This is a genomic window from Salicola sp. AFF1 (genome assembly GCF_056783195.1).
In genome coordinates this window covers 33,426-58,369 of record NZ_JBXAYL010000003.1, presented here as the reverse complement: position 1 = coordinate 58,369, position 24,944 = coordinate 33,426, and the positions used below count along the sequence as shown (strand labels likewise).

The 24,944-nt window shown below is 59.0% G+C and carries 20 protein-coding genes; 11 read left to right on the top strand and 9 right to left on the bottom strand.

The features are described 5' to 3' along the window. The first annotated feature begins 20 nt into the window (after positions 1-20). From trkA to AC1RQI_RS02845, 3 genes are all read left to right on the top strand, one after another. Positions 21-1,403: a Trk system potassium transporter TrkA gene (trkA, locus tag AC1RQI_RS02855; RefSeq protein ID WP_416632961.1), complete on the top strand. Its 1,383-nt coding sequence runs from the start codon at positions 21-23 to the stop codon at positions 1,401-1,403. An 11-nt stretch (positions 1,404-1,414) separates the two neighbouring features. After that, positions 1,415-2,863: a TrkH family potassium uptake protein gene (locus AC1RQI_RS02850; RefSeq protein WP_416632962.1), complete on the top strand. Its 1,449-nt coding sequence runs from the start codon at positions 1,415-1,417 to the stop codon at positions 2,861-2,863. An 81-nt stretch (positions 2,864-2,944) separates the two neighbouring features. Beyond that, entirely contained in the window at positions 2,945-4,675 is a 1,731-nt protein-coding gene (locus tag AC1RQI_RS02845; RefSeq protein WP_481903576.1) for a sensor domain-containing diguanylate cyclase, read from the top strand. On the opposite strand, the gene AC1RQI_RS02840 is transcribed toward AC1RQI_RS02845, so the two are convergent. From AC1RQI_RS02840 to AC1RQI_RS02830, 3 genes are all read right to left on the bottom strand, one after another. Next, a complete protein-coding gene (locus AC1RQI_RS02840) occupies positions 4,657-4,827 on the bottom strand; it encodes a hypothetical protein (RefSeq protein WP_481903575.1) in 171 nt (56 codons plus the stop codon). The genes AC1RQI_RS02845 and AC1RQI_RS02840 overlap by 19 nt on opposite strands. Positions 4,828-4,958: 131 nt before the next feature. After that, positions 4,959-6,758, bottom strand: coding sequence for an ABCB family ABC transporter ATP-binding protein/permease (locus tag AC1RQI_RS02835; RefSeq protein ID WP_481903574.1), 1,800 nt, complete (start codon positions 6,756-6,758; stop codon positions 4,959-4,961). A gap of 11 nt (positions 6,759-6,769) precedes the next feature. After that, positions 6,770-7,666, bottom strand: coding sequence for a lysophospholipid acyltransferase family protein (locus AC1RQI_RS02830; protein WP_481903573.1), 897 nt, complete (start codon positions 7,664-7,666; stop codon positions 6,770-6,772). Between the two features lie 117 nt (positions 7,667-7,783). On the opposite strand from AC1RQI_RS02830, the gene glyQ reads away from it, so the two are divergent. The 3 genes from glyQ to AC1RQI_RS02815 all read left to right on the top strand — a co-directional run bounded on the left by glyQ (position 7,784) and on the right by AC1RQI_RS02815 (position 11,752). Further along, positions 7,784-8,740: a glycine--tRNA ligase subunit alpha gene (glyQ, locus tag AC1RQI_RS02825; RefSeq protein ID WP_481903572.1), complete on the top strand. Its 957-nt coding sequence runs from the start codon at positions 7,784-7,786 to the stop codon at positions 8,738-8,740. 2 nt (positions 8,741-8,742) lie between these two features. Beyond that, positions 8,743-10,824, top strand: coding sequence for a glycine--tRNA ligase subunit beta (gene glyS / locus AC1RQI_RS02820; RefSeq protein ID WP_481903571.1), 2,082 nt, complete (start codon positions 8,743-8,745; stop codon positions 10,822-10,824). 109 nt (positions 10,825-10,933) lie between these two features. Continuing rightward, entirely contained in the window at positions 10,934-11,752 is an 819-nt protein-coding gene (locus tag AC1RQI_RS02815; RefSeq protein ID WP_481903570.1) for a substrate-binding domain-containing protein, read from the top strand. 12 nt (positions 11,753-11,764) lie between these two features. On the opposite strand, the gene gyrB is transcribed toward AC1RQI_RS02815, so the two are convergent. The 6 genes from gyrB to dnaA all read right to left on the bottom strand — a co-directional run bounded on the left by gyrB (position 11,765) and on the right by dnaA (position 20,154). Continuing rightward, the gene (gene gyrB, locus AC1RQI_RS02810) at positions 11,765-14,173 is read right to left on the bottom strand and encodes a DNA topoisomerase (ATP-hydrolyzing) subunit B (protein ID WP_481903569.1); all 2,409 of its coding nucleotides are present in this window, start codon (positions 14,171-14,173) and stop codon (positions 11,765-11,767) included. Positions 14,174-14,198: 25 nt separating this feature from the next. Beyond that, positions 14,199-15,302, bottom strand: coding sequence for a DNA replication/repair protein RecF (gene recF, locus AC1RQI_RS02805; protein WP_481903568.1), 1,104 nt, complete (start codon positions 15,300-15,302; stop codon positions 14,199-14,201). A 3-nt stretch (positions 15,303-15,305) separates the two neighbouring features. After that, complete coding sequence (locus tag AC1RQI_RS02800) at positions 15,306-16,055, bottom strand: glutathione S-transferase N-terminal domain-containing protein (protein WP_481903567.1); 750 nt, start codon at positions 16,053-16,055, stop codon at positions 15,306-15,308. An 11-nt stretch (positions 16,056-16,066) separates the two neighbouring features. Then, on the bottom strand, positions 16,067-17,251 hold the full coding sequence (locus AC1RQI_RS02795) for an ABC1 kinase family protein (RefSeq protein WP_481903566.1): 1,185 nt from the start codon (positions 17,249-17,251) through the stop codon (positions 16,067-16,069). Between the two features lie 225 nt (positions 17,252-17,476). Beyond that, positions 17,477-18,580: a DNA polymerase III subunit beta gene (gene dnaN / locus AC1RQI_RS02790; RefSeq protein ID WP_416632974.1), complete on the bottom strand. Its 1,104-nt coding sequence runs from the start codon at positions 18,578-18,580 to the stop codon at positions 17,477-17,479. A 44-nt stretch (positions 18,581-18,624) separates the two neighbouring features. Further along, the gene (gene dnaA, locus AC1RQI_RS02785) at positions 18,625-20,154 is read right to left on the bottom strand and encodes a chromosomal replication initiator protein DnaA (RefSeq protein WP_416632975.1); all 1,530 of its coding nucleotides are present in this window, start codon (positions 20,152-20,154) and stop codon (positions 18,625-18,627) included. 625 nt (positions 20,155-20,779) lie between these two features. Here dnaA and rpmH point away from each other — a divergent pair. Genes rpmH through mnmE form a run of 5 tightly spaced genes read left to right on the top strand, consistent with a single transcriptional unit; the run spans position 20,780 to position 24,694 of the window. After that, complete coding sequence (rpmH, locus tag AC1RQI_RS02780; protein ID WP_349751151.1) at positions 20,780-20,914, top strand: 50S ribosomal protein L34; 135 nt, start codon at positions 20,780-20,782, stop codon at positions 20,912-20,914. Between the two features lie 10 nt (positions 20,915-20,924). Then, positions 20,925-21,314: a ribonuclease P protein component gene (gene rnpA / locus AC1RQI_RS02775; RefSeq protein ID WP_416632976.1), complete on the top strand. Its 390-nt coding sequence runs from the start codon at positions 20,925-20,927 to the stop codon at positions 21,312-21,314. A 4-nt stretch (positions 21,315-21,318) separates the two neighbouring features. Then, a complete protein-coding gene (yidD, locus tag AC1RQI_RS02770; RefSeq protein WP_416632977.1) occupies positions 21,319-21,567 on the top strand; it encodes a membrane protein insertion efficiency factor YidD in 249 nt (82 codons plus the stop codon). An 8-nt stretch (positions 21,568-21,575) separates the two neighbouring features. Beyond that, positions 21,576-23,312 (top strand): membrane protein insertase YidC, encoded by a 1,737-nt coding sequence (gene yidC / locus AC1RQI_RS02765; RefSeq protein WP_481903565.1) that lies wholly within the window; start codon positions 21,576-21,578, stop codon positions 23,310-23,312. A 14-nt stretch (positions 23,313-23,326) separates the two neighbouring features. Next, positions 23,327-24,694: a tRNA uridine-5-carboxymethylaminomethyl(34) synthesis GTPase MnmE gene (mnmE, locus tag AC1RQI_RS02760; RefSeq protein ID WP_481903564.1), complete on the top strand. Its 1,368-nt coding sequence runs from the start codon at positions 23,327-23,329 to the stop codon at positions 24,692-24,694. Positions 24,695-24,944 lie beyond the last annotated feature (250 nt).

Sequence of the window (24,944 nt, the reverse complement as noted above, 5' to 3'; positions counted from 1 at the left end):
GAGGGGGTCACCTATTACCCATGAAGATCATTATTCTCGGCGCAGGCCAGGTTGGGGGAACGCTCGCTGAAAACCTGGCCAGCGAAGCCAACGACATCACCGTGGTGGATAACAATCCAGGCCGGCTGCGCGAACTCCAGGACCGGCTGGACATCCAGTCCGTACTGGGGCACGCCTCCTATCCACGTGTTCTCAAGCAGGCCGGGGCTCAGGACACGGACATGCTGATTGCCACCACCAACAGTGACGAAGTCAACATGGTGGCCTGCCAGGTGGGCTGGACCTGCTTCCGAACCCCCACCAAGATCAGCCGGGTGCGTACCGGCGCCTATCTGGCCCGTCCGGAGCTGTTCGAGCGGGACAAGAAGGAAGGCTTCCCGGTGGATGTGCTGATCAGCCCGGAGCAGGTGGTCACCGAACACATCACGCGCCTGATCGAATACCCCGGCACGCTCCAGGTGCTTGACTTCTCACGGGGTCTGGCCCGACTGGTGGCGATCCGGGCGACGGAAGGCGGCCCACTGGTGGGCCATGAACTGTCCTACCTGCGCGAGCACATGCCGCGCATCGATACCCGGGTGGCGGCCATATTCCGGCGCGACCGGCCCATCATCCCCCAGGGCGACACCGTGATCGAGGAGGGCGACGAGGTCTTCTTCATCGCCGCCAGCGACCATATCCGCTCGGTCATGAGCGAACTCCAGCCACTGGAGAAGCCCTACAAGCGCATCATGATCACCGGCGGCGGCAACATCGGCCACCGACTGGCCCGCACGCTGGAGGACCGGTACCGGGTCCGGATCATCGAGCGCAACCAGAACCGCTGCATCGAACTGTCCGAGAACCTGGACAACACCATCGTCCTCCAGGGGGACGCGGCCAACAAGGACCTGTTGCTGCAGGAGAATATCGAGGACACGGACGTGTTCTGCGCTGTCACCGATGACGACGAAGCCAACATCATGGCGTCCATGCTTGCCAAGCGTCTGGGTGTGCGCAAGGTCATGACGCTGATCAACAACCCGGACTACGTCGACCTGATTCAGGGCGGCGAGATCGATGTGGCTATCTCGCCCCAGCAGACCACCATCGGCAGCCTGCTCACCCATGTCCGCAAGGGCGACGTGGTCAATGTGCATTCCCTGCGACGGGGCGCGGCCGAAGCCATTGAAGCCATCGCCCACGGGGATCAGCGCTCCTCGAAAGTCGTGGGCCTGAGGCTGGACGAAATCCCACTGCCCCAGGGCACCACCATCGGCGCCATCGTCCGCGACAACGAAGTGCTGATTGCCCATGACCATGTCCGGGTGCAGCCGGACGATCACGTCATCCTCTTCCTGGTGGACAAATCCCGCATCCGGGAAGTGGAGAAGCTCTTCCAGGTCGGACTCACGTTCTTCTAGAAGGGCACGCCATGCGTTACGGAGTCATTGCCAGAATCCTCGGGCTGCTGATGATGCTGTTCAGCCTCACGCTGCTGCCGCCTGTTCTGATATCACTGCTCTACCAGGATGGACAGGTTCTGGCCTTCGTTGAAGGGTTCGCGGTTGTTCTTTTGTCCGGCGCTCTGATCTGGTGGCCCAATCGCCGGAATAATATGGAACTGCGGGTGCGGGATGGATTCCTGATTACCTCCCTGTTCTGGATTGTACTCAGCGTTTCCGGAGCCGTGCCTTTCTTCTTCAGCTCCGAGCCCAGCATGGTCTTCGTCGACGCCCTGTTCGAGTCGGTTTCCGGACTCACAACGACCGGCGCGACTGTCCTAACGGGTATCGACGATCTGCCCAAGTCGATCCTCTGGTACCGCCAGCAACTGCAATGGCTGGGCGGGATCGGCATCATCGTTCTGGCCGTTGCCATGCTGCCCATGCTCGGCATCGGTGGCATGCAACTCTACCGGGCAGAGGTCCCGGGGCCCGTAAAGGACAGCAAGCTCACGCCGCGAATTGCGGAAACCGCAAAGGCGCTCTCCTACATCTATGTATCGCTGACATTAGCATGCGCCCTGGCGTACTGGGCGGCCGGCATGACCCTTTTCGATGCGGTTGGCCACAGCTTTGCAACCATTGCCACGGGCGGCTTCTCAACCCACGATGCCAGCTTCGCCTATTTTGACAGCTCGACCATTGAGTTGATCGGGTCCCTGTTTCTGTTTCTCAGCGGGATCAATTTCGCGCTGCATTTCATGGCATGGCAACAGAAAGGACCGGGCCAGTACATCCGGGATCCGGAGTTCCGCTTTTACGCTGGCGTGATGTTGGGAGGCTGCGCCATCACTGTCGGCCTGCTTCTGATCAATGGCGTATATGAGCCCTTCAGCAGTATTTCCAAAGGGCTCTTCCAGGTGCTTTCCATCGCCACAACAGCGGGTTTCGGGACAGGGGATTTTGCCGCCTGGCCCGGTATCCTGCCCGTCATGTTGATTCTCATGTCATTCATGGGCGGCTCCGGAAGCTCGACAACCGGCGGCATGAAAGCAATGCGGATCCTGCTGATCTACCGCCAGGGCGCCCGCGAGATCCGCCGCATCCTTCACCCCAATGCCGTTATTCCCATCAAGCTCGGCAACCGCCCGGTATCCGACCGCATCCTGCAGGCGGTGTGGGGATTCTTCTCCATGTACATGGTGGTTTTTGTCGTCCTGCTGATGATCAACCTTGCTGTGGGTCTGGATCAGGTGACCGCCTGGACGGCCGTGGTCGCAACGCTCACCAATCTCGGCCCGGGACTGGGCGAGGTCTCAAGTACCTTCCAGACCATGCCGGATCTCACCAAGTGGAGTGGCATGGCCGCCATGATCCTGGGACGGTTGGAGATCTTCACCCTGCTGGTATTGTTCACTCCGGAGTTCTGGCGGCGCTGACCAGTCCGCGTGACAGCTGGCAAAGGTCGACTAGACTTCAATCAATGGAACATACCGCCGGGATCCGGACAGCGCTGGGTAATGGATCCCGGGTCGGAACTGAGCGCGGACACCCTGTTCCAAAAACCTGGTAAGCCGGATTGGAAGGGCACCAATGGCGAGATCCTGAACCTGGGACTGGAGAACTCCCCCGTATGGCTGGGGGCCTGGCTCCATAGCCCAGCCGATATGGACCGCTACCTTCACATTGCCTACCCACCACTGGACGATGTGCGTATCCACCTGATCCGCGCCAGTGATGGAAAACGGGTCACGGAGATCCATACCGGTGACATCCTTCCCTTTGATTCCAGGCCCATTGCCTATCACGATTTCGTGGCGCGCCTGGCAATGGATGCGGACACACGCTATCTGCTGCTGATCCGTGTCCAGACCGAGGGGGCCCTACAGGTACCAACGCGCCTGTGGCAGCCCCACGCTTTTCTCAAGAATGCCCAACAGTCCTCCGCGCTGCACATGATGTTCTTCGGCATCATGGGCGCTCTGGCGATCTACAACCTTCTGCTTTACTTTGCGGTCTGGGATAGCGCGTATCTCTGGTATGTCCTCTACCTGCTGGCATTCGTGCTGTCACAGGCCGCACTGCGGGGCTTCGGCTTCCAGTACCTGTGGCCGGAGGCACCCTGGTTCAATGCCGTCAGCCTCACGTTGCTGCTCTCCCTGAGCTTTTCGGCGACCGGCTTCTTCACCCACCAGTTTCTCAACGCCCCCCGCCACAGCCGGTTTTGGTCCATGGTGTTTCACCTCATCGGCTGGTCGGGACTGGGCCTGGCTGCATTTGGTCTCTGGATGCCCTATCACACGGCTATCGCGCTGATGCTTGTCGTGGTCACCAGCGGGGCCTCGCTGGCGCTTCTGGGCGCCTGTTATCTGTGGTGGCGGGGCGAGATTCTGGCCCGTTTCTACGTCATTGCCTGGGGCATTTTTCTGTTCGCCAACATTGCCTACACAGTCAGCAAGGCCGGCCTGATCCCAACCAACCTCTTCATGGACCACGGCACCCAGATCGGCGCCATTCTGCAATTGCTGCTGCTATCCTTTGCACTGGCCTGGCGGATCAACCAGGAGCGCGAGGAACGCCAGCAGGCCCAGGCCCAAGCCCTGGCGATCCAGAGGGACGCCAACCTCAAGCTTGAGGCCCGTGTGGAAAAGCGCACCGAGGAACTGCGCGAAGCCTATGATCAGCTCAAGCAGCTCAGCGAACTGGACGGGCTTACACAGCTCAAGAACCGCCCCTACTTTGACCAGGCCCTGAAGCGCGAATGGCGCCGCAGCTGCCGCGAGAGCCAAGCCCTGTCGCTGGTGATGATCGACATCGATTATTTCAAGGCCGTGAATGATCAGTACGGTCATCTATGCGGCGACCAGGCGCTGCGTCGGATTGCCGCAGTCTGCAGGCAGAGCGTCGGACGGGCTTCGGATACCGTTGCTCGCTATGGGGGTGAAGAGCTCGTGATCCTGCTCCCCATGACCGAGCTTGAAGGCGCTACCGTGGTTGCCGAACGCATCCGCAAAGCCACCAACTTCATGGAATTCGAATGGGAGGGGAATGCCATTGCGCTTTCGCTCTCGCTCGGCGTGGGCTCCTGCATCCCCAATCGACAACGCGACTGTGAGTGGGTGGTCCGCACCGCGGATCTGGCACTCTATGAGGCCAAGGGGGATGGCAGGAACCGGACGGTGGTCGCCCGTGAAGCCGCGCATGGTCTGGAGCTGATGAGCCCATCCTTACTTCAGTCGTGCCGGGACTGAATGCCCTTCTGATCCGCGTGGCCAGTGTTCTTCCTATTCCGCCAGTGCCGCACTGGCTGACTGCGATTCACGCGGGTTTCATCCTGGATCAGGCGCCAGAAGTCGGCAATCTGATCGCTCGAGCCTGCCATGCGGATTGATGTGGGTTGCACGGGTCCTGTCTCCTGTCTGTCCGTTCCGGGCCTGAGTGGCATCAGGCTTACAGGCAACCTACCACACGCTTATGATAATGCAAATGGTTCTTATTTGATTTGAGAAACAGGCACACCCTCTGCCGGGCTGCTCAATCGGAGCCATTGCCCGTTGCCACCTGTCGCCACCATAGCCGGGCATAGCGGCCGTCCCGGGCCAGCAGCTGTTCATGGCTGCCGCGCTCCACGATGCGTCCCCCATCCATCACAAGGATGGTATCCGCATCGCTCACCGTGGAAAGACGATGGGCGATGGCAAGCGTCGTACGATTACTGGCAACTTCATCCAGGGCCTCCAGAATATGCTGTTCAGCCGCTGAATCCAGGGAGGAGGTGGCCTCGTCGAGAACCAGTATGGGCGGATCCTTGAGAATGACGCGCGCAATCGCTACCCGCTGTTTCTCGCCGCCGGAGAGCTTCAGCCCCCGCTCGCCCACACGGGTTTCGAGCCCTTCCGGCAGGCTCGCCACGAAGTCTTCAAGGTGGGCCATCCGCAATGCCCGTTGCAACGCCTGCTCATCGGCTTCAGGGCAACCGTAGAGAATGTTACGGCGCAGGGTGTCGTTGAACATGACGGTATCCTGGGGCACCACACCGATCGCCTGGCGCAGGCTCTGCTGGGTAACCGCACGCAGGTCCTGGCCATCAACCCTGATAGAGCCTTGGTCCACGTCGAAGAACCGGAAGAGCAACCGGGCCAGTGTCGATTTCCCCGCACCGCTGGCGCCGACCACAGCCACCCGGGAACCGGCCGGTACCTCGAAGGAGACATCGTCCAGAATACGCTGGTCGCGATGATAGCCAAAGCTCACGTTCCGGAACTCAATCCGGCCACCACTCACCACCAACGGGTGGGCATCAGCCGCATCCACCACCGCCGGCGCGGTTTCCAGGAGGCCGAATAGACGTTCCACGTTCACCAGCGCCTGCCGGATCTCCCGATAGACAAACCCCAGGGCATTCAGGGGAATGAACAGCTGCAAGAGATAGGCGTTGATCATGGTGAAATCACCCAGCGAGATCTCACCCGCGGCCACATCCGTTACCGCCATGGCCATGATTGCAATAAGCCCAAGGCCGATGATCAGGGCCTGGCCGGTGTTGAGGGTGGCCAGGGAGAGGCGGTTGTTCAGGCGCGCCTGTTCCCACTCGGCGAGGTTGCTGTCGTAGCGCTGCGCCTCAAACACCTCATTGCTGAAATATTTGACCGTCTCGTAGTTGAGAAGGCTGTCCACGGCGCGGCTGTTGGATTCGTTATCCCTGGCGTTGGCCTCGCGTACAAAACGGGTCCGCCACTCGGTGACCCGGATGGAGAACACCACGTAGATCACCACCGCCACCAGCACCGTCAGCATGTAACCAGGATCAAAAACCGCGAGCAGTATGCCGCAGACGAGCACCAGTTCCAGGAGGGTAGGAACGATATTGAACAGCGTGAAACGGAGCAGAAAACTGATGCCGTTGGTACCGCGCTCAATGTCGCGGGCCAGGCCACCGGTACGGCGGTCCAGGTGGAAGCCCAGCTCCAGGCGGTGCAGGTGGCGGAATACCTGGAGCGAGACGCGGCGCATGGCGCGTTCCGCCACACGCGCAAAGACGGCGTCACGGACCTCGTTGAACAGGGTGCCACTGAAACGCAGGAGACCGTAGGCAATGACCAGCAGGACCGGGACCCAGAGGGCAATATCCGCCTGAGCGTCCGTGTCGAGATAATCAACAATGTATTTCAGCGCCACCGGTGTGGCGACGGTGGCGAGCTTGGCAATGACCAGGCAGGCCACGGCGATGGCAACCCGCCCCCGGAACTCCTTGAGATAGGGCCAAAGGCTCGCGATCACGCGCCAGTCCGGGCGGTAATCCGCCGGGTAGTCGTTATCCGCGTAGGATCGCACTCAGGACTCCATCAAAGATCACGGTACGGATTGGGCTGGCCGGGAGGCCGCTTGCGAAAGCGCTTGTACTCCCACTGATACTGTTCCGGAATACGCCGGACCACCGATTCCACAGTGGCATTGAGCGCGCTCACCGAGGTATCAGGATCCTCATCATAAAGCCCTGGATCCACCTCATCCGCCACCAGCCGGAATCCCCGGGCATGGGGCAATCGTTCGCAGTAGGTCACCACAGCGCGAGCGCCGGTCTTCTGGACCAGGCGCGACACCAGCTTCATGGTCAGAACGTCGATACCGAAAAAAGGCGCATAAGTGCCACCACTGGCATCCGGAACCTGGTCCGGCAGGATCCCCACGACACCCCCTTCACGCAGGATACTGAACAGCCGCAGCACGCCCCGGCGATCGGCCCGGACCAGCTCGGACCCGCCACGACCCCGGACCTGTGCCATGTAGGTTTCCATTTCCACCATCTTGGGCGGACTGTAGAGCGCGGCCATGGCAAAGCGCGTGGAATAATAAAGGCCCAACAGCTCCCAGTTCCCCAGATGGGGTACGATCAGCACCACGCCCTGGCCTTCACCACGGGCTTCATCCAGCAGGTGCTGGCCCTCGAATTCCCGGATCAGGTTCAGGCAGCGCGGCACCGGACTTTCCCACATGATCGGTATCTCAGCGATCAGCTTGCCGGTTTCGCGCAGGCTGTCCCGGGCCAGGGCCTGGCGTCCGGCCTCCGGCATGTCGGGATAGGCGAGTTCCAGGCTGCGCTCGGTTACCTTTCGGGTACGGTCATGCGCGAGCCAAAGACAGAGGCCAATGAACCGACCAAGACCCTGGGCCAGCGCCAGTGGCAAGTGCCCAATCAGCCAGAGCAGGGCACGCAGCCCCTTAACACGCACGGTTTTCATGGAAATTTGAACGACTCCCAGGCCGGGGGGCTTTCCTAAGCACCGGAGGCGGAGCGTATAATACGCGCCTTTGGTACAACGAGAAACCTATCACCTCAATCCCAGCAGGTGGACGCCGTGAGCGAACAGGCACAACCCGATGTAACAACCTTCCAGGGGCTGATCCTGGCCTTTCAACAGTTCTGGGCCGAACGCGGCTGCATCATCCAGCAGCCTCTGGACATGGAGGTAGGCGCCGGGACCTTCCATCCCGCCACCTTCCTGCGCAGTATTGGGCCGGAAAACTGGCATGCTGCCTATGTCCAGCCCAGCCGCCGCCCCACCGACGGCCGTTACGGGGAGAACCCCAACCGGCTGCAGCATTATTACCAGTTCCAGGTGGTGCTCAAGCCCTCGCCGGACGACATCCAGGAGCAGTACCTGGACTCCCTCAGGGTCCTTGGGTTGGATCCACTGGTGCACGACATCCGCTTCGTGGAAGACAACTGGGAGTCACCAACGCTGGGCGCCTGGGGCCTGGGTTGGGAAGTCTGGCTCAACGGCATGGAAATCACCCAGTTCACCTACTTCCAGCAGGTGGGCGGCATTGAGTGTTACCCGGTAACCGGGGAGATCACCTATGGTCTGGAACGCATCGCGATGTACCTGCAGGAAGTGGACAGCGTCTATGACCTGGTCTGGACACGGACACCAGCCGGTGAGGTGACCTATGGCGATGTGTACCACCAGAACGAAGTGGAACAATCCGCCTACAACTTTGAGCAGGCCGATGTCGAGTTCCTGTTCCACGCCTTCAGCGTGCACGAACGCGAAGCCCAGCGCCTGGTGGACGAAGGCCTGCCCCTGCCGGCCTATGAACAGGCCCTGAAGGCCTCCCATACCTTCAACCTGCTGGACGCACGGCACGCCATCTCCGTTACCGAACGCCAGCGCTACATCCTGAAAGTGCGCACGCTCGCCCGGGCGGTGGCCCGGGCCTACTACGACCGGCGCCGGGACCTTGGCTTCCCCATGGCGGACGAAGCCATCCGGCGTGAACTGCTCGCGGACGACGAACCCCCGAAGGAGGCATGAGCATGGCCACACCGGATTTTCTGGTCGAAGTCGGCACTGAAGAGCTGCCGCCCAAGGCCCTGAAGACGCTCTCCGATTCGTTCGGGGAAGGACTGCGCGAGGCACTGGCGAACGCCGGCATTGAACACGGTGCGATTGAGTCTTTCGCCACTCCAAGACGTCTGGCCGTCCGGATCAACAACCTGGCGGACGCCCAGCCTGACACCCCTTTTGAGAAGAAAGGGCCAGCAGTCAAAGCCGCTTTCGACGATCAGGGCAACCCGACGCGCGCGCTCGAAGGCTTTGCCCGCAACCTGGGTATCCAGCCGGACGAGCTCGACACCATGGAAACGGAGAAGGGCGCTTGGCTGGTCTATCGCGGGGTCGAGAAAGGCCGGCCAACCGCCGAACTGCTGCCCGGCATGGTGGAAGAGGCCCTCAATGGCCTCCCCATTCCCAAACGCATGCGCTGGGGCGCCCGCCGCGATGAATTCGTGCGCCCGGTACACTGGCTGATCATGCTCTTTGGCAGCAAGGAAATTCCCTGCACCCTGCTTGGCTGTACCGCCGGCCATGCCACCCATGGGCATCGTTTCCACCATCCCGGCGAACTCATTATCTCCACACCCGCGGACTATGAACTCGTGCTGCGCCAGCACGGCTGGGTCGAACCGGATTTCGCGGCACGCCGGGAACAGATCCGCAACGGTGTCAGCCGGGTGGCCGAACAGGAGGCTCAAGGGCAAGCCGTTATCAATCCGGGGCTTCTGGATGAGGTAACGGCCCTGTGTGAATGGCCGGTGCCGCTTCTCGGTCGCTTTGAAGAGCGCTTCCTGGAGGTACCGCCGGAGGCGCTGGTCTCCTCCATGGAGGAACACCAGAAATATTTCCATGTGGTGGACAGCGACGACCGCATGCTGCCGTGCTTCATCACGGTGGCCAACCTGGAAAGCCGGGACCCCTCTGCAGTGATCGCCGGCAACGAGAAGGTGATCCGGCCCAGGCTGGCAGACGCGGCTTTCTTCTATGACACAGACCGCAAGACCCCGCTGATTGATCGGCTTGAGTCGCTCAAGCCCATCGTTTTCCAGGAGACACTGGGCAGCCTTCACGACAAGACATGCCGCATCGCCTCACTGGCCGGCCGCATTGCCGAAGCGATTGGCGCGGATTCCGATCACGCCAGACGTGCCGGCACCCTGAGCAAAACGGACCTGCTCACCGAGATGGTGCAGGAGTTCGATGATCTTCAAGGCGTCATGGGCGACTATTACGCTCGCCATGACGGCGAACCGGAAGCCGTGGCAAGGGCGCTGAGCGAGCAATACCTTCCGGGTTTTGCCGGGGATCGCGTCCCCGAGACTGATATCGGTACCTGCGTCGCCCTGGCAGACCGGCTGGATTCACTGGTCGGCCTGTTCGGCATCAATCAGCCCCCCAGTGGCACCCGTGACCCCTATGCCCTGCGACGGGCGGCACTGGGCGTTATCCGGATACTGGTTGAGCGCGGCCTCGCGCTGGATCTGGAGGCATTGGCCGGCTGGGCTGCCGAGGAGTTCAACAGCCTCACGGTAAACGATCCGGTCACGCCGGTTGTGGACTATGTCCTGGAACGCTTCCGCGCCATTTTCGAGGATCAGGGTGTCCCGGCAGAGGTTTTCCTGGCGGTGCAGACACGGCGCCCGACACAGCCACTGGACTTCCACCGGCGGGTTCTGGCGGTGAACAACTTCATCGCCTTGCCGGAGGCCCAGGCGCTGGCGGCCGCCAACAAGCGTGTTTCCAATATCCTCGAAAAGCAGGGCGGTACCCAGGCGAGCCAGGTCGATCCAGACCGGTTCCAGGAAGAGGCAGAAAGGGCCCTGTTCGAAGCCGTCCAGGTGCAGGAAGAAAAGGTAGAACCCGCCTTCGCCAAGGGTGACTATGATACGGGTCTGCAATCGCTGGCCCAATTGCAGGAAGTGGTGGATCCGTTCTTTAACGATGTCATGGTCATGGCGGATGATGCCTCGCTCAGGGCCAACCGTTTGGCGCTGCTTGAGCGGCTGAGACGGCTATTCCTTCGTGTTGCGGACATCTCACTGCTCCAGACGGGGAGTGACTAGGAGAAAGGGTGGGACCTCCGATATCAGTGCGAACCATTCTCATTGACATGTGAAAGAACCAAGGCAATACTGGTGATTCAATCATTGCTCAACAACGTGTTGAATCACCATGAGCCAATCCCCCACACACCTCATTCCGGAACTCCAAGCCAGCGTCAACGCCTGTATTGAGACGGCGCTGGTCCTGCACGCCACAACCATGCCCCAGGTTCAAAGGGTCATGGCCGGCGACGCGGTGATCGAAGATTATGTAAGAGCGCTTGGCTTCGGTGATCGGCTGGTGCCTTGGCAGCATCTCGGGACAGACAATGCCGCCGATCCCGACCTGATACTGGCCCATGAGATCGCAGGTGGAACCAGCCTCTGTCCCACCTGGCTACCCAGCCGGTATGAACCCCGTCTGTCCCTGATCCAGGGGGCGCAGACCACGGCCGAGGTTCAGGCCAATCTCAAGCGCATTGCACGGGTACTGGGAAATACCATGGGTGAAATGGTGCCCGCCCAGCGCTTCCGGGAAACCTTTGAGGGACTGCGGGCCCGACTCCATGTACCGGGGCCCAAGGTGCTGGTTCTGGTGGAAACCGGGCGGGGCAGCTACCGCCTCACAGGACGCGACCATCCGTGCCACGCGTTGTTCGCACGCCTGGGCTGGGTGAGCGCGCCTTCACAACGGATTGCTGGTGAAAAGCTCAGTGTTCGCACCCTCGATACGCTCGACCACGACGCCATTCTGATACTCGAAGCCTGGCCCGGGGAGGTGGGGGAATCCGCGCTCGCGCGACATTGGCCCCTGATGCTGTCCCCCGTTGCGGAAACAGAACGCTGGGCGCGAATCCCCATGCTTGAACTGATGTGTTTCGGGCCGTCCCTGCCCGAGAGACTGGCGGATCTGGCGGCCAGGTTTCAGGCCCTCAGGCCCGAAACCTGAAACCGCTCGTCTTCAGATATCCAGATTCTCTACTTCCAGCGCATTGCTCTGGATGAAGTCCCTGCGTGGTTCGACCTCATCACCCATGAGGGTTGTGAAGATCTGATCCGCCGCTATGGCGTCCTCGATCGTCACTTTCATCATCCGCCGGGTTTCCGGATCCATGGTCGTTTCCCAGAGCTGCTCCGGGTTCATTTCACCCAGACCCTTATACCGCTGAATGGTGAGGCCTTTCTGGCCTTCACGCATCAGCCAGTCCAGGGCACCGGCAAAGGTATCCACCGGATGCTTGCGCTCGCCCCGCTGGACATAGGCGCCAGGCTCAACCAGACCATCGAGCTTCTCGCCCAGCCGGGCAATGGCCTTGTAAGAGGGCGATTCGAAAAACTCATGCCGGAACACATACTCGTAGGGAATCCCGTGAATCAGCAATGTCACCTTGGGCAGTGTCAGCTTGCGTTCCGGGTCCTCGGTGGTGGAAAACTCATACCGGATGCCGGTCCGGGTATCCAGAACCAGACGTTCACCCAGTTCGCCAACCCATTGCTCGATGGCTTCCCGGTTTTCCAGATCCGCAGGGGTCAACGTCCTCTGGGTGATCATTTCCTGCAACACACGTTCCGGATAGATGCGGCTGAGGCGTTCGATGTTTTCCATCACGCTCTGGTACTCATGGACCAGCTCTTCAAGAGCCTGCCCAGCCAGGGGTGGCGCCTCCGGATTCACGTAGAGTGCCGCGTTTTCAAGGGCGGACTGGGTGACATAGGCCGTCTTGGCCTTTTCATCCTTTAGATACTGCTCCTGTTTGCCCCGCTTGACCTTGTAAAGTGGCGGCAGGGCGATATAGACGTGGCCACGCTCAATCAGTTCCGGCATCTGGCGGTAGAAAAAGGTCAGGAGCAGGGTACGGATGTGGGAACCATCCACATCGGCGTCCGTCATGATGACGATACTGTGGTACCGCAGTTTGTCCGGATCATAGTCTTCACGGCCAATCCCGCAGCCCAAAGCGGTAATCAGGGTAGCCACTTCCGCGGAAGCCAGCATCTTGTCAAAACGTGCCTTTTCCACGTTCAGGATCTTACCCTTGAGGGGCAGAATTGCCTGGGTACGACGTTCCCGCCCCTGCTTGGCGCTGCCGCCCGCGGAATCACCCTCCACAATGAACAGTTCAGAAAGCGCTGGATCCTTTTCCTGGCAATCCGCCAGCTTGCCGGGAAGACCTGCCACATCCAGGGCCCCTTTACGGCGAGTCATATCCCTCGCCTTGCGGGCGGCTTCCCGCGCCCGGGCCGCGTCGATCATCTTGTTCACGATCGCCTTGGCTTCCTGGGGGTACTCCTGAAGGTAGTCGGTGAACGCCTGGTTCATCTCCTGCTCGACCGCTGTCTTCACTTCAGAAGAAACCAGCTTGTCCTTGGTCTGGGAAGAGAACTTCGGATCCGGAACCTTGACGCTGATGATCGCGGTCAGACCTTCCCGGGCGTCATCCCCTGAGGTATTGACCTTGATCTTTTTAACAAGGCCTTCCTGCTCCATGTAGTTGTTCAGCGTCCGGGTAAGCGAAGCCCGGAAGCCAGCAAGATGGGTTCCCCCATCGTTCTGTGGGATATTGTTGGTAAACGTGAAGATATTTTCCTGAAAGGCATCATTCCACTGCATCGCGATCTCAACAACGATGCCATCATCGCGTTCGCGGGTGAAATGAAAGACGCGGTTCAACGGCGTTTTATTGGTGTTCAGGTGTTCGACGAAAGCCCTTAGGCCGCCCTCGTATTCGAACACCTCATCCTTGCCACTGCGCTCATCGGTAAGCCGGATTCTGACACCGCTGTTCAGGAAGGCCAGTTCGCGCAGGCGTTTTGCCAGGATGTCGAAGTGGAACTGGATGTTGGAGAACGTTTCAACCGAGGGAATGAAGTGGACTTCACTGCCCGAGGCTTCGGTATCACCAACAATCCGAAGCGGCTCCTCCGGAATACCGTCGTGGTAGACCTGCTCATGAACTTTGCCGTTGCGGCGGATTGTAAGCTTGAGTGTCGAGGAAAGGGCATTGACCACGGAAACACCCACGCCATGGAGGCCACCGGATACCTTGTAGGTATTGTCGTCAAATTTGCCGCCGGCGTGGAGGACGGTCATGATCACCTGGGCGGCGGATACCCCTTCCTCCTCGTGGAGATCCGTGGGAATTCCGCGGCCGTCGTCCCTGACCGTAACGGATTCATCTGGATGGATGACCACACCGATTTCGGAACAATACCCCGCCAATGCCTCGTCGATGGAATTGTCCACCAGCTCGAAGACCATGTGGTGGAGACCAGTGCCATCATCGGTGTCACCGATATACATACCGGGTCGTTTGCGCACGGCATCGAGACCCTTGAGTACCTTGATGCTTGTAGAGGTGTAATCGGACATTCGCAGGGTTCCCCCAGCTTGACGTTCATTGTTCTGTGAACCACCCATGTTCCACGTGGAACACCGATGGTTCATGCTCGAGCATCAGGCTTCCGAGCACTCCTTCGTTCGGAGCCCTAATCCCGGTAAGAAAAACCTGTGTTTGTAATGCCAGCAGTTCGCTGGTCAGAAGCGCCTGATTCTGAGCATCCAGCTCTGCGTGGATGTCATCCAACAGACATATCCCCTGGAAGCCTTTTCCCTGCAACACCCGCATCTGGGCGAGCTTCATCAGAACCACCAGGGACCGTTGCTGGCCTCGGGAAAGAACCTCCCCGGCCGGCTGTTTACCCACGCGGATCCGGATATCCGCACGATTCGGCCCGTAAAGACTGAAACCGGCCCGCGATTCAGATTCCAGGTTCCCTTCGAGTACTGACACGAGGTCCTGGCTGGCGTCCCAGCCCGGGTTGAAACTGAGCGATACCGTTTCAAGCCATGCTACTGAGGACCGTGCTTTGATCGCCTCGAATTCCTGGTAAAACGCGTCGAATCCGGCCTTCCGGCCCTCGTTCAATCGTTCCCCGAGATCCGCGACCCTGGTGTTCCAGGGGCCAATCGAGGCGGCGTCAATTATACCACGACGAAGGAGGTGATTGCGCTGTTTGAGCGCCCTTTGCGCCTCCTGCCAAACCTTACTGAACCAATGTTCCACGTGGAACACCAACCAATCCAGAAAACGCCGCCGATGCCCAGGCCCCCCGGCTACAAGCTCAAACGTACCCGGTTCAATCACGGACACAGGTAGAACACGTGCCAAATCGGAAACAGCCTGAATCGCCTCGCCATCCCTTTGAAGTTTGACGCCTTTAGGATGACCGGGCTCACGCTCCAGCCCAATCCGGATCAAACCCTGCTGTGGGTCCGAAACCCGCCCAAACAGCGTCAATGAACGCTCCCCCTCTTGCACCACCCGTCGATGATTCGAGGATCGAAACGAACGGGCTGTTGAAAGGTAATAGATCGCTTCCAGCAGACTGGTCTTGCCACTGCCATTGGCACCATGGATCAGATTGAGACCGGACGCGAATTGGAGTTTCTGGTGGGTGATGTTACGGAAATGATGAACATGGAGCTCGTTCAGGGCCATGGATCAGATCTGGTAGTAGTGACGCAGGTGCGCCAAAATGGAATCACTTTCATAGAGCTCGATTTCAAGATTCGGATCCACCAAGTAGGGAAGCGCCACCTTGCCGGTACGCGCCAACAATTCCCGACGGTTCCTTGTGAGGGGCCGATCCTCAATACCACACCGTTCCCGGATCATGGGGAACAACCACTCTCTGGCTCTCGACTTACCACAATTACGAAGCACGTAGGGAAGTTCCAGCTCACACAAACGCTCACGCACCCGTCTGGAAAACGGGCTCGATTCAAAACTGTAAAGTTCCAGTAATCGATCCGGTCTCCGCGAAGGCTTTGCATAAACACCACGGCCCAGTCTGGAACCACTTGCCAACACAGAACGGACGTTGTTCAGAGGCTTTCGGCTACTGATCCCTGAAACCACCCCGGGACCGTATTGTCGCCAGAGATACCCCCGAATCCGTCCGCTGCCATAAAGAACCTGGCCCTGGGAAGGATCGACCAGCATGGGAAAGCGCTCATACCCACCCAGCTCCCGGGCTTGATTGCGAAACCGCTCACCACCTTTGGGGCAAGGTTGGATGACTGCATCCAGTCCCAATTCCGTCAGCGCTTCCCGCACCAGCCGGCAATGCCAGCAACCCTCTACATCAAAAAGCCGCAGCGGTTGGCCCGGCTGATGGGTTTCCCCAACGCGCACAGCACTCCCCCGCCACAAGGCAAGTGTCGAGGTGACAACCTGGGGAAGAACTGACATCAGGGGCCGCCTCAGTGAAGCATGCTCAGGCGTTCATCGAGGAACATATCCATTTCCGGCGCCAGGATGTGGACATACCGATCAAAATAAAGAAACTGCTTGATCAGCAGAGCGAACTCACGTGGAAAATGCAGCCCATGGTCTTCGCCTACCCGAACGAGATCCATCAGAAGCTCATTAACATCGTCATCGGTCTCTTCGGAGAGGGTCTCAATATCAGGCATCTCATCCATGTCCGTCGGCACCACAGTGTCCATGTGCCGTTGCAGCCCGGAGAGGTCGCGGGCCAGGGCCTGAACGTCCACACCCTGACGAGTCACGCCGATCCGGACCATGGCGTCCGCCATCGCCTCAAAGTCACTGCTCATCAGCGCGCCCATGAAATCCGAAACCGCTGTCCAGGTATCCGGATCAATACGCCCTACAATCCCGAAATCAATAAAGCCAACCCGGCCATCCTCAAGTACCATCAGGTTGCCTGCGTGGACATCAGCATGGAAAAAATCACACTCTGTCAGACTGGAAAACCAAGTGTTCATCGCAGTGATCAACGTCCGCTCCGGATCATCACTGTATCGCCGAATCGTCTCCAGATCGGTCAACGGCACACCTTCGAAACGCTCCATTGTCAACACACGGCCGCTGCTCAGAGCACGGTGCACCCGCGGCGCCGTTGCTCCGGTATTGCCGGTACGGTCCAGGAATTCACGGAACGACTCCAGGTTATTCGCCTCCTGAACGAAATCGCATTCCTCCATCATCGTCCGCTGGATTTCCTGGATGATCCCGGAAAGCGAAGTCCAAGCCAGTTTCGGCGCCAAGGTTTCCACCACCCGCGCCGACAGGTAAAGAAAGTTTAGATCCGTAAGCAGAATATTCGAGACACCGGGCTTCTGGATCTTGAGAACCACCTCCTCACCATTGGCCAAGCGGGCTCCATGCACCTGCGCGATGGAGGCGGATGCCAGGGGCTCGCGGTCAATCCGGCTGAAGGCCGTATCCACCGCGCTGCCAAGTTCCTCTCTCAGAATCCGTTCCATGACGCTATAGGGCAGGGGACTCGTCTGGTCCAGACAATTCTGGAATTCGTCCACGTATTCACGCGGAAAGAAGGTTGGCGACGAGGCGATGAACTGACCCAGCTTGATGTAGGTTGCACCCAGCCGTTCAAACGTCTCGCGCATCAGCCTGGGCACCGGTGGACGGTCTCCTCGCAGCCAACGCACCCCCTGGCCACCGAGGACCATCGCTGTCTGTCCAATCCGAAGCGCGCCCTTCACACCATCACCCACAATCTGAACGGGATTGGTTCCCAGGCCTTCAGTTTTGTTATACGACCCCTTCCCAGGTTTCTCACGCTTTGGGATCGGGGACTTTTCAATCAAGGTATTCATTCCCACACTCCCTGTCCTGTCTGTTTTCTACAGACGCATTGGCATCACAACGTACAGGTTGTCATCCGGGCCAGTACTCTCAATCAGTGCGCTTGCATTGGATCCGGAAAGCACAATCCGAACCTGGTCCTCCCGAATCACGTTCATCACGTCAATCAGATACCCAACATTGAACCCGATCTGTAGCGGCTCACCCTGGTATTCCACCGCCATGGTGTCCTCAGCCTGCTCCTGATCCGGGTTATTGGCATAGACATGCAATTCGCCGGGTTCCAGCTCGAGCCGAACCCCACGAATGTTCTCGTTCGATAGAATCCCGGCCCGTTGCAGGATGCTGCGAAGCGTTTCCCGGTCCGCAATCACTGTCTTGTCGCCACCACTCGGAATCACCCGGTTATAATCCGGGAAACGCCCCTCGATAAGCTTGGAGGTAAACGTGAAGCCATCCATTGTCGCCCGGATATGGCTTCCCCCGATGGTAACCGCAACATTGCGATCATCATCACCCAGCAACCGAGTGAGTTCCTGAACGCCCTTGCGGGGAACAATGATCTGCCGCGTTTCATCCAGATAGGTTGGGACTGAGAGATTGGAAAGCGCCAGCCGATGCCCATCCGTCGCCACCGCACGGATCAGATCGTCCCCAATCTCAAGCAGCAGACCGTTCAGGTAATAACGCACATCCTGCTGAGCCATTGCGAAGGCGGTACTGCTCAGCAGACTCTGGAAGGACCCCTGTTCCAGGTTGAGGGTAAAGCTCTCCTCGTCATCTTCCACATTCGGGAAATGATCGGCGGGCAGGGTAGCCAGCGTAAACTGGCTCGCTCCCGCACGGATCCGCATCCGGTCGCCTTCGAGCCCCAGCGTCACATCCGCTGCTTCAGGCAGTGACCGGCAGATATCCACGAGCTTACGCGCCGGCACCGTGATCCGCCCTTCCTGTTCGAGTTCCAGCTCCGTCAAAGTGGCTACAAGCTCCACTTCCATATTGGTGCCGGTGAGCGTCAGGGCTCCGCCCTCGGCCACCAGAAGCACGTTCGCCAGAACCGGCATGGTCTGTTTTTTTTCCACAACACCGGCAATGGCCTGAAGTGGTTCAAGAAGGGCTTCGCGACTCGTCCGGATTTTCATGATTGTCGGATTCCGCCTGATTCGGATGTGGGTTTGTCAGTGGTTCAGGTGGTCAGCAGCCGGAGGAAGTTCTGGTAATCCTCGCGGATATTGGCGTCCGATTCCTGCAGCTCTTCGATCTTCTTGCAAGCGTGGAGAACTGTGGTGTGGTCACGGCCACCAAAGGCATCCCCAATCTCGGGCAGGCTGTGACTTGTCAGCTCCTTGGCCAGCGCCATCGCCATCTGGCGGGGCCGGGTGATTGTCCGCGTGCGGCGTTTCGAGTGCAGGTCCGCCACTTTCATCTTGTAGTACTCTGCCACGGTCCGCTGAATATTGTCGATGCTCACCTGTTTCTCATGCAGCGCCAGCAGGTCCTTGAGGCTTTCCCGGATGAACGCCGGCGTGATCTGCTGGCCGGTGAAGTGGGAGTTGGCAATCACCAGCTTCAACGCGCCTTCCAGTTCCCGCACATTGGACCGGATCTTCTGGGCAATGAAGAACGCCGCCTCGTTACTGAGAGTCACCTGCGCCTGCTCCGCCTTCTTCATGATAATCGCCACCCGGGTCTCCAGCTCAGGAGGCTCCACCATCACCGTCAGTCCCCAACCAAAACGCGATTTGAGGCGCTCTTCCATATTGGCGATTTCCTTCGGGAACCGATCACAGGTCAGAATCACCTGCTGCCCCCCCTCCAGCAACGCGTTAAATGTATGAAAGAACTCTTCCTGGGAGCGCTCCTTGCCCGCGAAAAACTGGATATCGTCGATCAGAAGCGCGTCCAGGGATCGATAGAACCGTTTGAAGTCATTGATCGCGTTCAACTGCAGTGCCTTGACCATGTCAGCCACAAAGCGTTCCGACCGCAGATAGGCGACCCGCGCGCCCGGGTTACGGCGCACAATCTCATTACCTACCGCGTGCATCAGGTGTGTCTTGCCAAGGCCCACCCCTCCGTACAGAAACAGCGGGTTGTAAGAGCCCCCCGGATTCTCGGCCACCTGACTCGATGCCGCCCGGGCCAGCTGGTTGGATTTACCCTCCACAAAGGTCTCAAACGTAAACTCCTGGTTCAGGAACGTCTCGCTGTGCTGGACACTCCCCTCAACATTGGCGCGACGATCATCACGAGCCCCACTTGCTCGCCCGGCAATCCGAGCTGCCACAGGCGAGTCCTCCACCGGTCGCTCGTCCGCTGCGTTGAGCTCTTCATCATTAACCGGAGGCGCGACTTCCGCGCTCGCGGACGCCACCTCGCCGCCACCACTATCCGGTACCGAGGGCTTTGTGGAAGGCCTTGTTTCCTGACTCCGGTTGCGTGCCGTTGCCGCAGGACGTGACCGGCTGTCGTCCGCCGACCCGACCTTGACCTCAACATGAAGCCCCTTGGCGCCGTTAAGGTCACGGAGCACTTCCTCAATCCGGTCCAGGTATTTCTGGCTGACCCAATCGCGCACGAACCGGTTAGGCGCCAGCAGCACCAGTGATCCGCCGTCTTCGCGGGACTGCAACGGCCGCAACCAGGTATTGAACTGCTGCGCGGGAAATTCGTCCTGTAACCGCTCCAGACATTGCTGCCAGATTTCCTGTGGCACGACTGTTGACCTCACCGTGTTCGCTTTTGGACCGGTCTCAAGCCGGTAGGAGCGGTATTCTACGCTCAGCCCCCCGACGGTTAAAGCCCTTCAGTCAACGATATAAACACCCTGTGGATTATTTTTTTCTTTTTACTCAGGTTATTACGAACTTAAAAACAGAGTCGTGCACAAAATTACAAATGCCTGACCGTCCAAACCGGTTTTCCACAGACCATTGTGCAAACACGGTGTGTTAACCCCTGTACAAACCCCGGATAGACCCGTTGATAAGCCAGCGCCCCAAGCCCACCCCTGGCTTCTACCCATTTCATACCGGGCTTCCTACCAGCTTACCAAGCACTCCTGAACAGACCCATCCCCACGATCGAACCCCGCCAGACCGGAGACAGATCCAGTTATCCACAGAAATCCGCGTCCCTAACAGTAATAACAACAGTCTTATTAATCCATTAAAATAAAAACGTTGTTATGACTGTGACTGCGTAACCAGCTCACGCTTCCCAGCCATTGTCTGATCGCCATAAATTGACTAGAATCCCGCATCCCGATGGCAGATCCGTTCCAGGCCCATCGGCCGAAACCATCGATCCGACATTCGCAGCCCTGAACAGGACCAGCACCAATGAAACGAACCTTTCAGCCGAGTAACCTCAAGCGCAAGCGGACCCATGGTTTCCGTGCCCGCATGGCAACCCAGAATGGCCGCAAAGTGATTGCACGGCGGCGTGCCAAGGGTCGTAAGCGCCTCAGCGCCTGAATCCAGCCTGTTGCCGCCTGATTTCCGATTTCCCCGTGATGCGCGGCTGCTCAACAGCCGTGATTACACGCGGGTTTTCAATGATGTCCAGTTCAGGGCCGGCAGCCGTGGATTCCTGATACTCGCCAGGACCGCTCATGATGCGCAGACAACGCCCCGTCTGGGCATCATCGCGGCCCGGCGTCACTTGCCCAAAGCAACCAACCGCAACCGGTTCAAGCGGGCAGTCCGGGAATCTTTCAGGCACCGCCAGCACCAGATCCCGGCCTTGGACGTCATTGTTCTGGCCCGGCCTGGCGGCAACACGATGGATAATGCCGAGCTTTTCAGCGAGCTTGATCGGGCGTGGCGCAAGTTGAGCAAACAGGCAACCTCCCGGTCTCCGGCTAAAACGGGGTAATCCCATGCGCTGGCTGCTTCTTCTACTGATTCGTGCCTACCAGTACGGGATCAGTCCTCTGATGCCCCCTCACTGCCGGCATGCACCAAGCTGTTCTGAATACGCGGCAACCGCCATCCTCCAGCATGGTTTGCTCCGGGGCGGCTCTTACGCACTCCGCCGTCTGTTTCGATGTCATCCCTGGGGTACGTCCGGCTACGATCCGGTACCAGGAACTTCCCCAACCCATCAATCCTGTTCATGCAAAAAATGACCCAATCAATGGATATCCCCCGCGTCGCCATCTGGCTTGGTCTGGCCATTGTCAGCTATCTCCTCGTCATGGCCTGGAACGAGGATTACCACCAACAGAGCCCTTCCAACGAGCCCGTAGCGGCTGAGGAATCCAGCCCGGCCACGGCCGATCCAGCCAGCCAGCCGCCATCAACGACCGGCAAGCCCGATGATGCTGGCGATGGTTTTGAACGCCCGGACTCTTCGATGGGCGGTACAGCGCAGGAGACCGGCCAGGCCCCCAGCGGAACCAGCACCGATGAAACCGCTGGGGATAACGGCAACACGGTTCAGGTGGTAACAGATGTTCTCAACGCCCGAATCAGCCTTAACGGCGGCCATCTGGTTGAAGCCCGATTGCCGGAACACACCCGTACGCGCAAGTCCAAGCAACCGCTCACGCTTCTTCAGAACGACAGTGAACGCACCTATATCCTGGAAAGCAGCCTTCTCGGCGAGGGTGGTTCCAAACGGGGTCATGGAAACCTGACCTTCAATGCCAAGGCGGATACCTACCGCCTGGAAGAAGGTGAAGATCAACTCACCGTTGATCTGACCCATGAAACCGAGTCCGGTGTACAGATCATCAAGCGCTACACCTTTGAGCGCGACCATTACCGCCTCAAGGTGAGCTACCATATCCGCAACGGCTCCAATGAGCCCTGGAAGGGATACTTCTCAGGCCGTATTGTCCGTGACGAAAGCGAGGATCCCACCAGCCAGCGTATGATTGGTGTCCGCGCGTTCCTGGGCATGGTCCTGAGCACTCCGCAGGATCCGTATATCAAGTACGAGTTCTCAGACCTGCGCGAAACGCCATTGAACCGTCAGGTGAATGGGGGCTGGGTTGCCTTCCTCCAGCACTACTTCATGAGCGCCTGGATTCCGGACCCGGATAAGACGCATCGTTACCAAACCCGCATGCGTGGTGACAACCTGCACGTCATGGGGTTTGTCAGTCCCGGCACCAAGGTAGCGCCTGGTGCGGAGAAAGAAATCGATTCCCGTGTCTACGTGGGCCCCAAGGTCATCGAACGCCTTCAGGGCATTGCGCCCAATCTGGATCGTACTGTTGATTTCGGATGGCTGTTCTTCATCTCCCAGCCATTGTTCTATCTGCTGGACTGGTTTCACGATCTGACAGGCAACTGGGGTGTCGCCATTATCCTGCTTACCATCGTGGTCAAGCTGGCATTCTACAAGCTCTCCGCCACCAGCTATCGCTCGATGGCCAATATGCGCCGTGTACAGCCGGAGATGCAGCGGCTCAAAGAGCAGTATGGCGATGATCGCCAGAAGCTGTCCCAGGAGATGATGAACCTTTACAAGAAGGAGAAAATCAATCCACTGGGCGGCTGTCTGCCGATACTGGTCCAGATGCCGGTGTTCATCTCCCTCTACTGGGTTCTGTTCGAGAGCGTGCAATTGCGCCACGCGCCCTTCATGCTCTGGATCCATGACCTGTCCGTTATGGACCCCTACTTCATCCTGCCGATCCTGATGGGTGGTTCCATGTTCCTGCAGATGCAGTTGAACCCGACACCTCCGGATCCGGTACAAGCCAAGGTGATGAAGATTCTGCCGATCATGTTCACCTTCTTCTTCCTGTGGTTCCCAGCAGGGCTGGTGTTGTACTGGCTGAGCAACAACCTGCTCTCAATGGCGCAACAATTCTTCATCTATCGCCAGATCGAGAAGGAGCAGGGACAGTCCCCCAAGGGCTGATCCCTTGAGCTGCCATGAGCGGTGCGGATCGGGATACCATAGCGGCGCTCGCCACGCCGCCGGGCCGAGGTGGCGTGGGCGTTGTGCGGCTCTCGGGTCCAGGGGCCCTTGAGCTCGCCCAGGCATTTCTCGGTTTTGAGCCTCGGCCCCGCCATGCCCATTACGGGCCCTTCCTTGATGGAGCCGGTGAGGTTCTCGACGAAGGCATTGCCCTCTATTTTCCGGGGCCGCATTCATTCACCGGTGAGGATGTCTTTGAACTCCAGGGCCATGGCGGGCCCGTTCTCATGGACCGCCTCATCACCTCGGCCACGACAAGGGGCGCACGTCTTGCCCGACCCGGGGAATTCTCTGAAAGAGCCTTCCTGAACAATAAACTGGACCTCGCCCAGGCCGAGGCCATTGCTGATCTCATCGAAAGCAGCTCGGAACAGGCGGCCCGGAGCGCCCTGCATTCGCTGCAGGGGGCTTTCTCCCGTGTTGTGTCTGGACTCATTCAAGAGCTCGTCCAGTTGCGTGTCTATGTGGAAGCCGCCATCGATTTTCCGGACGAGGACGTGGATTTTCTGGGTGATGGCAAGGTCGCCGCCGACCTTCAGGCCTTGCTGGAATCCCTGGATCACACGATGCAGGAAGCCCACCAAGGCACCTTGTTGCGGGATGGCATGCAGGTTGTCATTGCCGGTAAACCCAATGCGGGTAAATCCAGTCTCCTGAACGCCCTTTCCGGCCAGGATACTGCCATCGTGACGGAGATCGAGGGCACCACACGGGACGTGCTCCGCGAGCAGATCCAGATCGACGGTATGCCGCTTCACATCATCGATACGGCGGGCCTGCGCGATAGTACCGACCAGGTTGAACGCATCGGTATTGATCGCGCCTGGGCTGAGATTGAGAAAGCGGACCGGGTCCTGTTGCTGGTCGACAGCACAACGACCCCCGAAACGGATCCAACCACCCTGAGGACCGGCCTGCCTCGCCAGCTGCCCGAAGGATTGCCGGTCACCGTCCTCCGTAACAAGGTAGACCTTTCGGGAGAAACACCGGGTTATAGCGAACACGATGGTACGCCGGTGATCCGCCTTTCCGCCCAGTCCACCGATGGTGTTGGGCAACTCCGGGAGCACTTGAAGGAGTGCATGGGGTACCAGACCGCTTCTGAAGGCCGCTACATGGCTCGCCGGCGCCATCTGGATGCACTGGAACGTGCCCGGGCCATGGTGGTCCAGGGCCAGACCCAACTCAGCGAGTTCGGGGCCGGGGAACTGCTGGCCGAGGACCTGCGGCAGGCCCAGGACGCACTTGGCGAGATTACGGGCGCCATGACCCCGGATGAGCTTCTGGGCGAAATCTTCAGTTCGTTCTGCATCGGCAAATGATCGGGCCGGACTCCTTCCAAACGAGCCAAATCATCCCGTAACGACACCATCACCCATCACCGTTCCGCTTCCAGCGGTTTGTTGGCGTGTCTTGTCTACCTTTAATGTTATGTTATAACCTTTCTATAAATACCAATCAGGAATAGCGGCCAGCCAGCGCTCGATACGGTGTATTGGCAGGTTATTAATGTAACGATATAACATTCTAAAATAGGGGCATATGCGTTTAATATCCATAACCAGCACGATA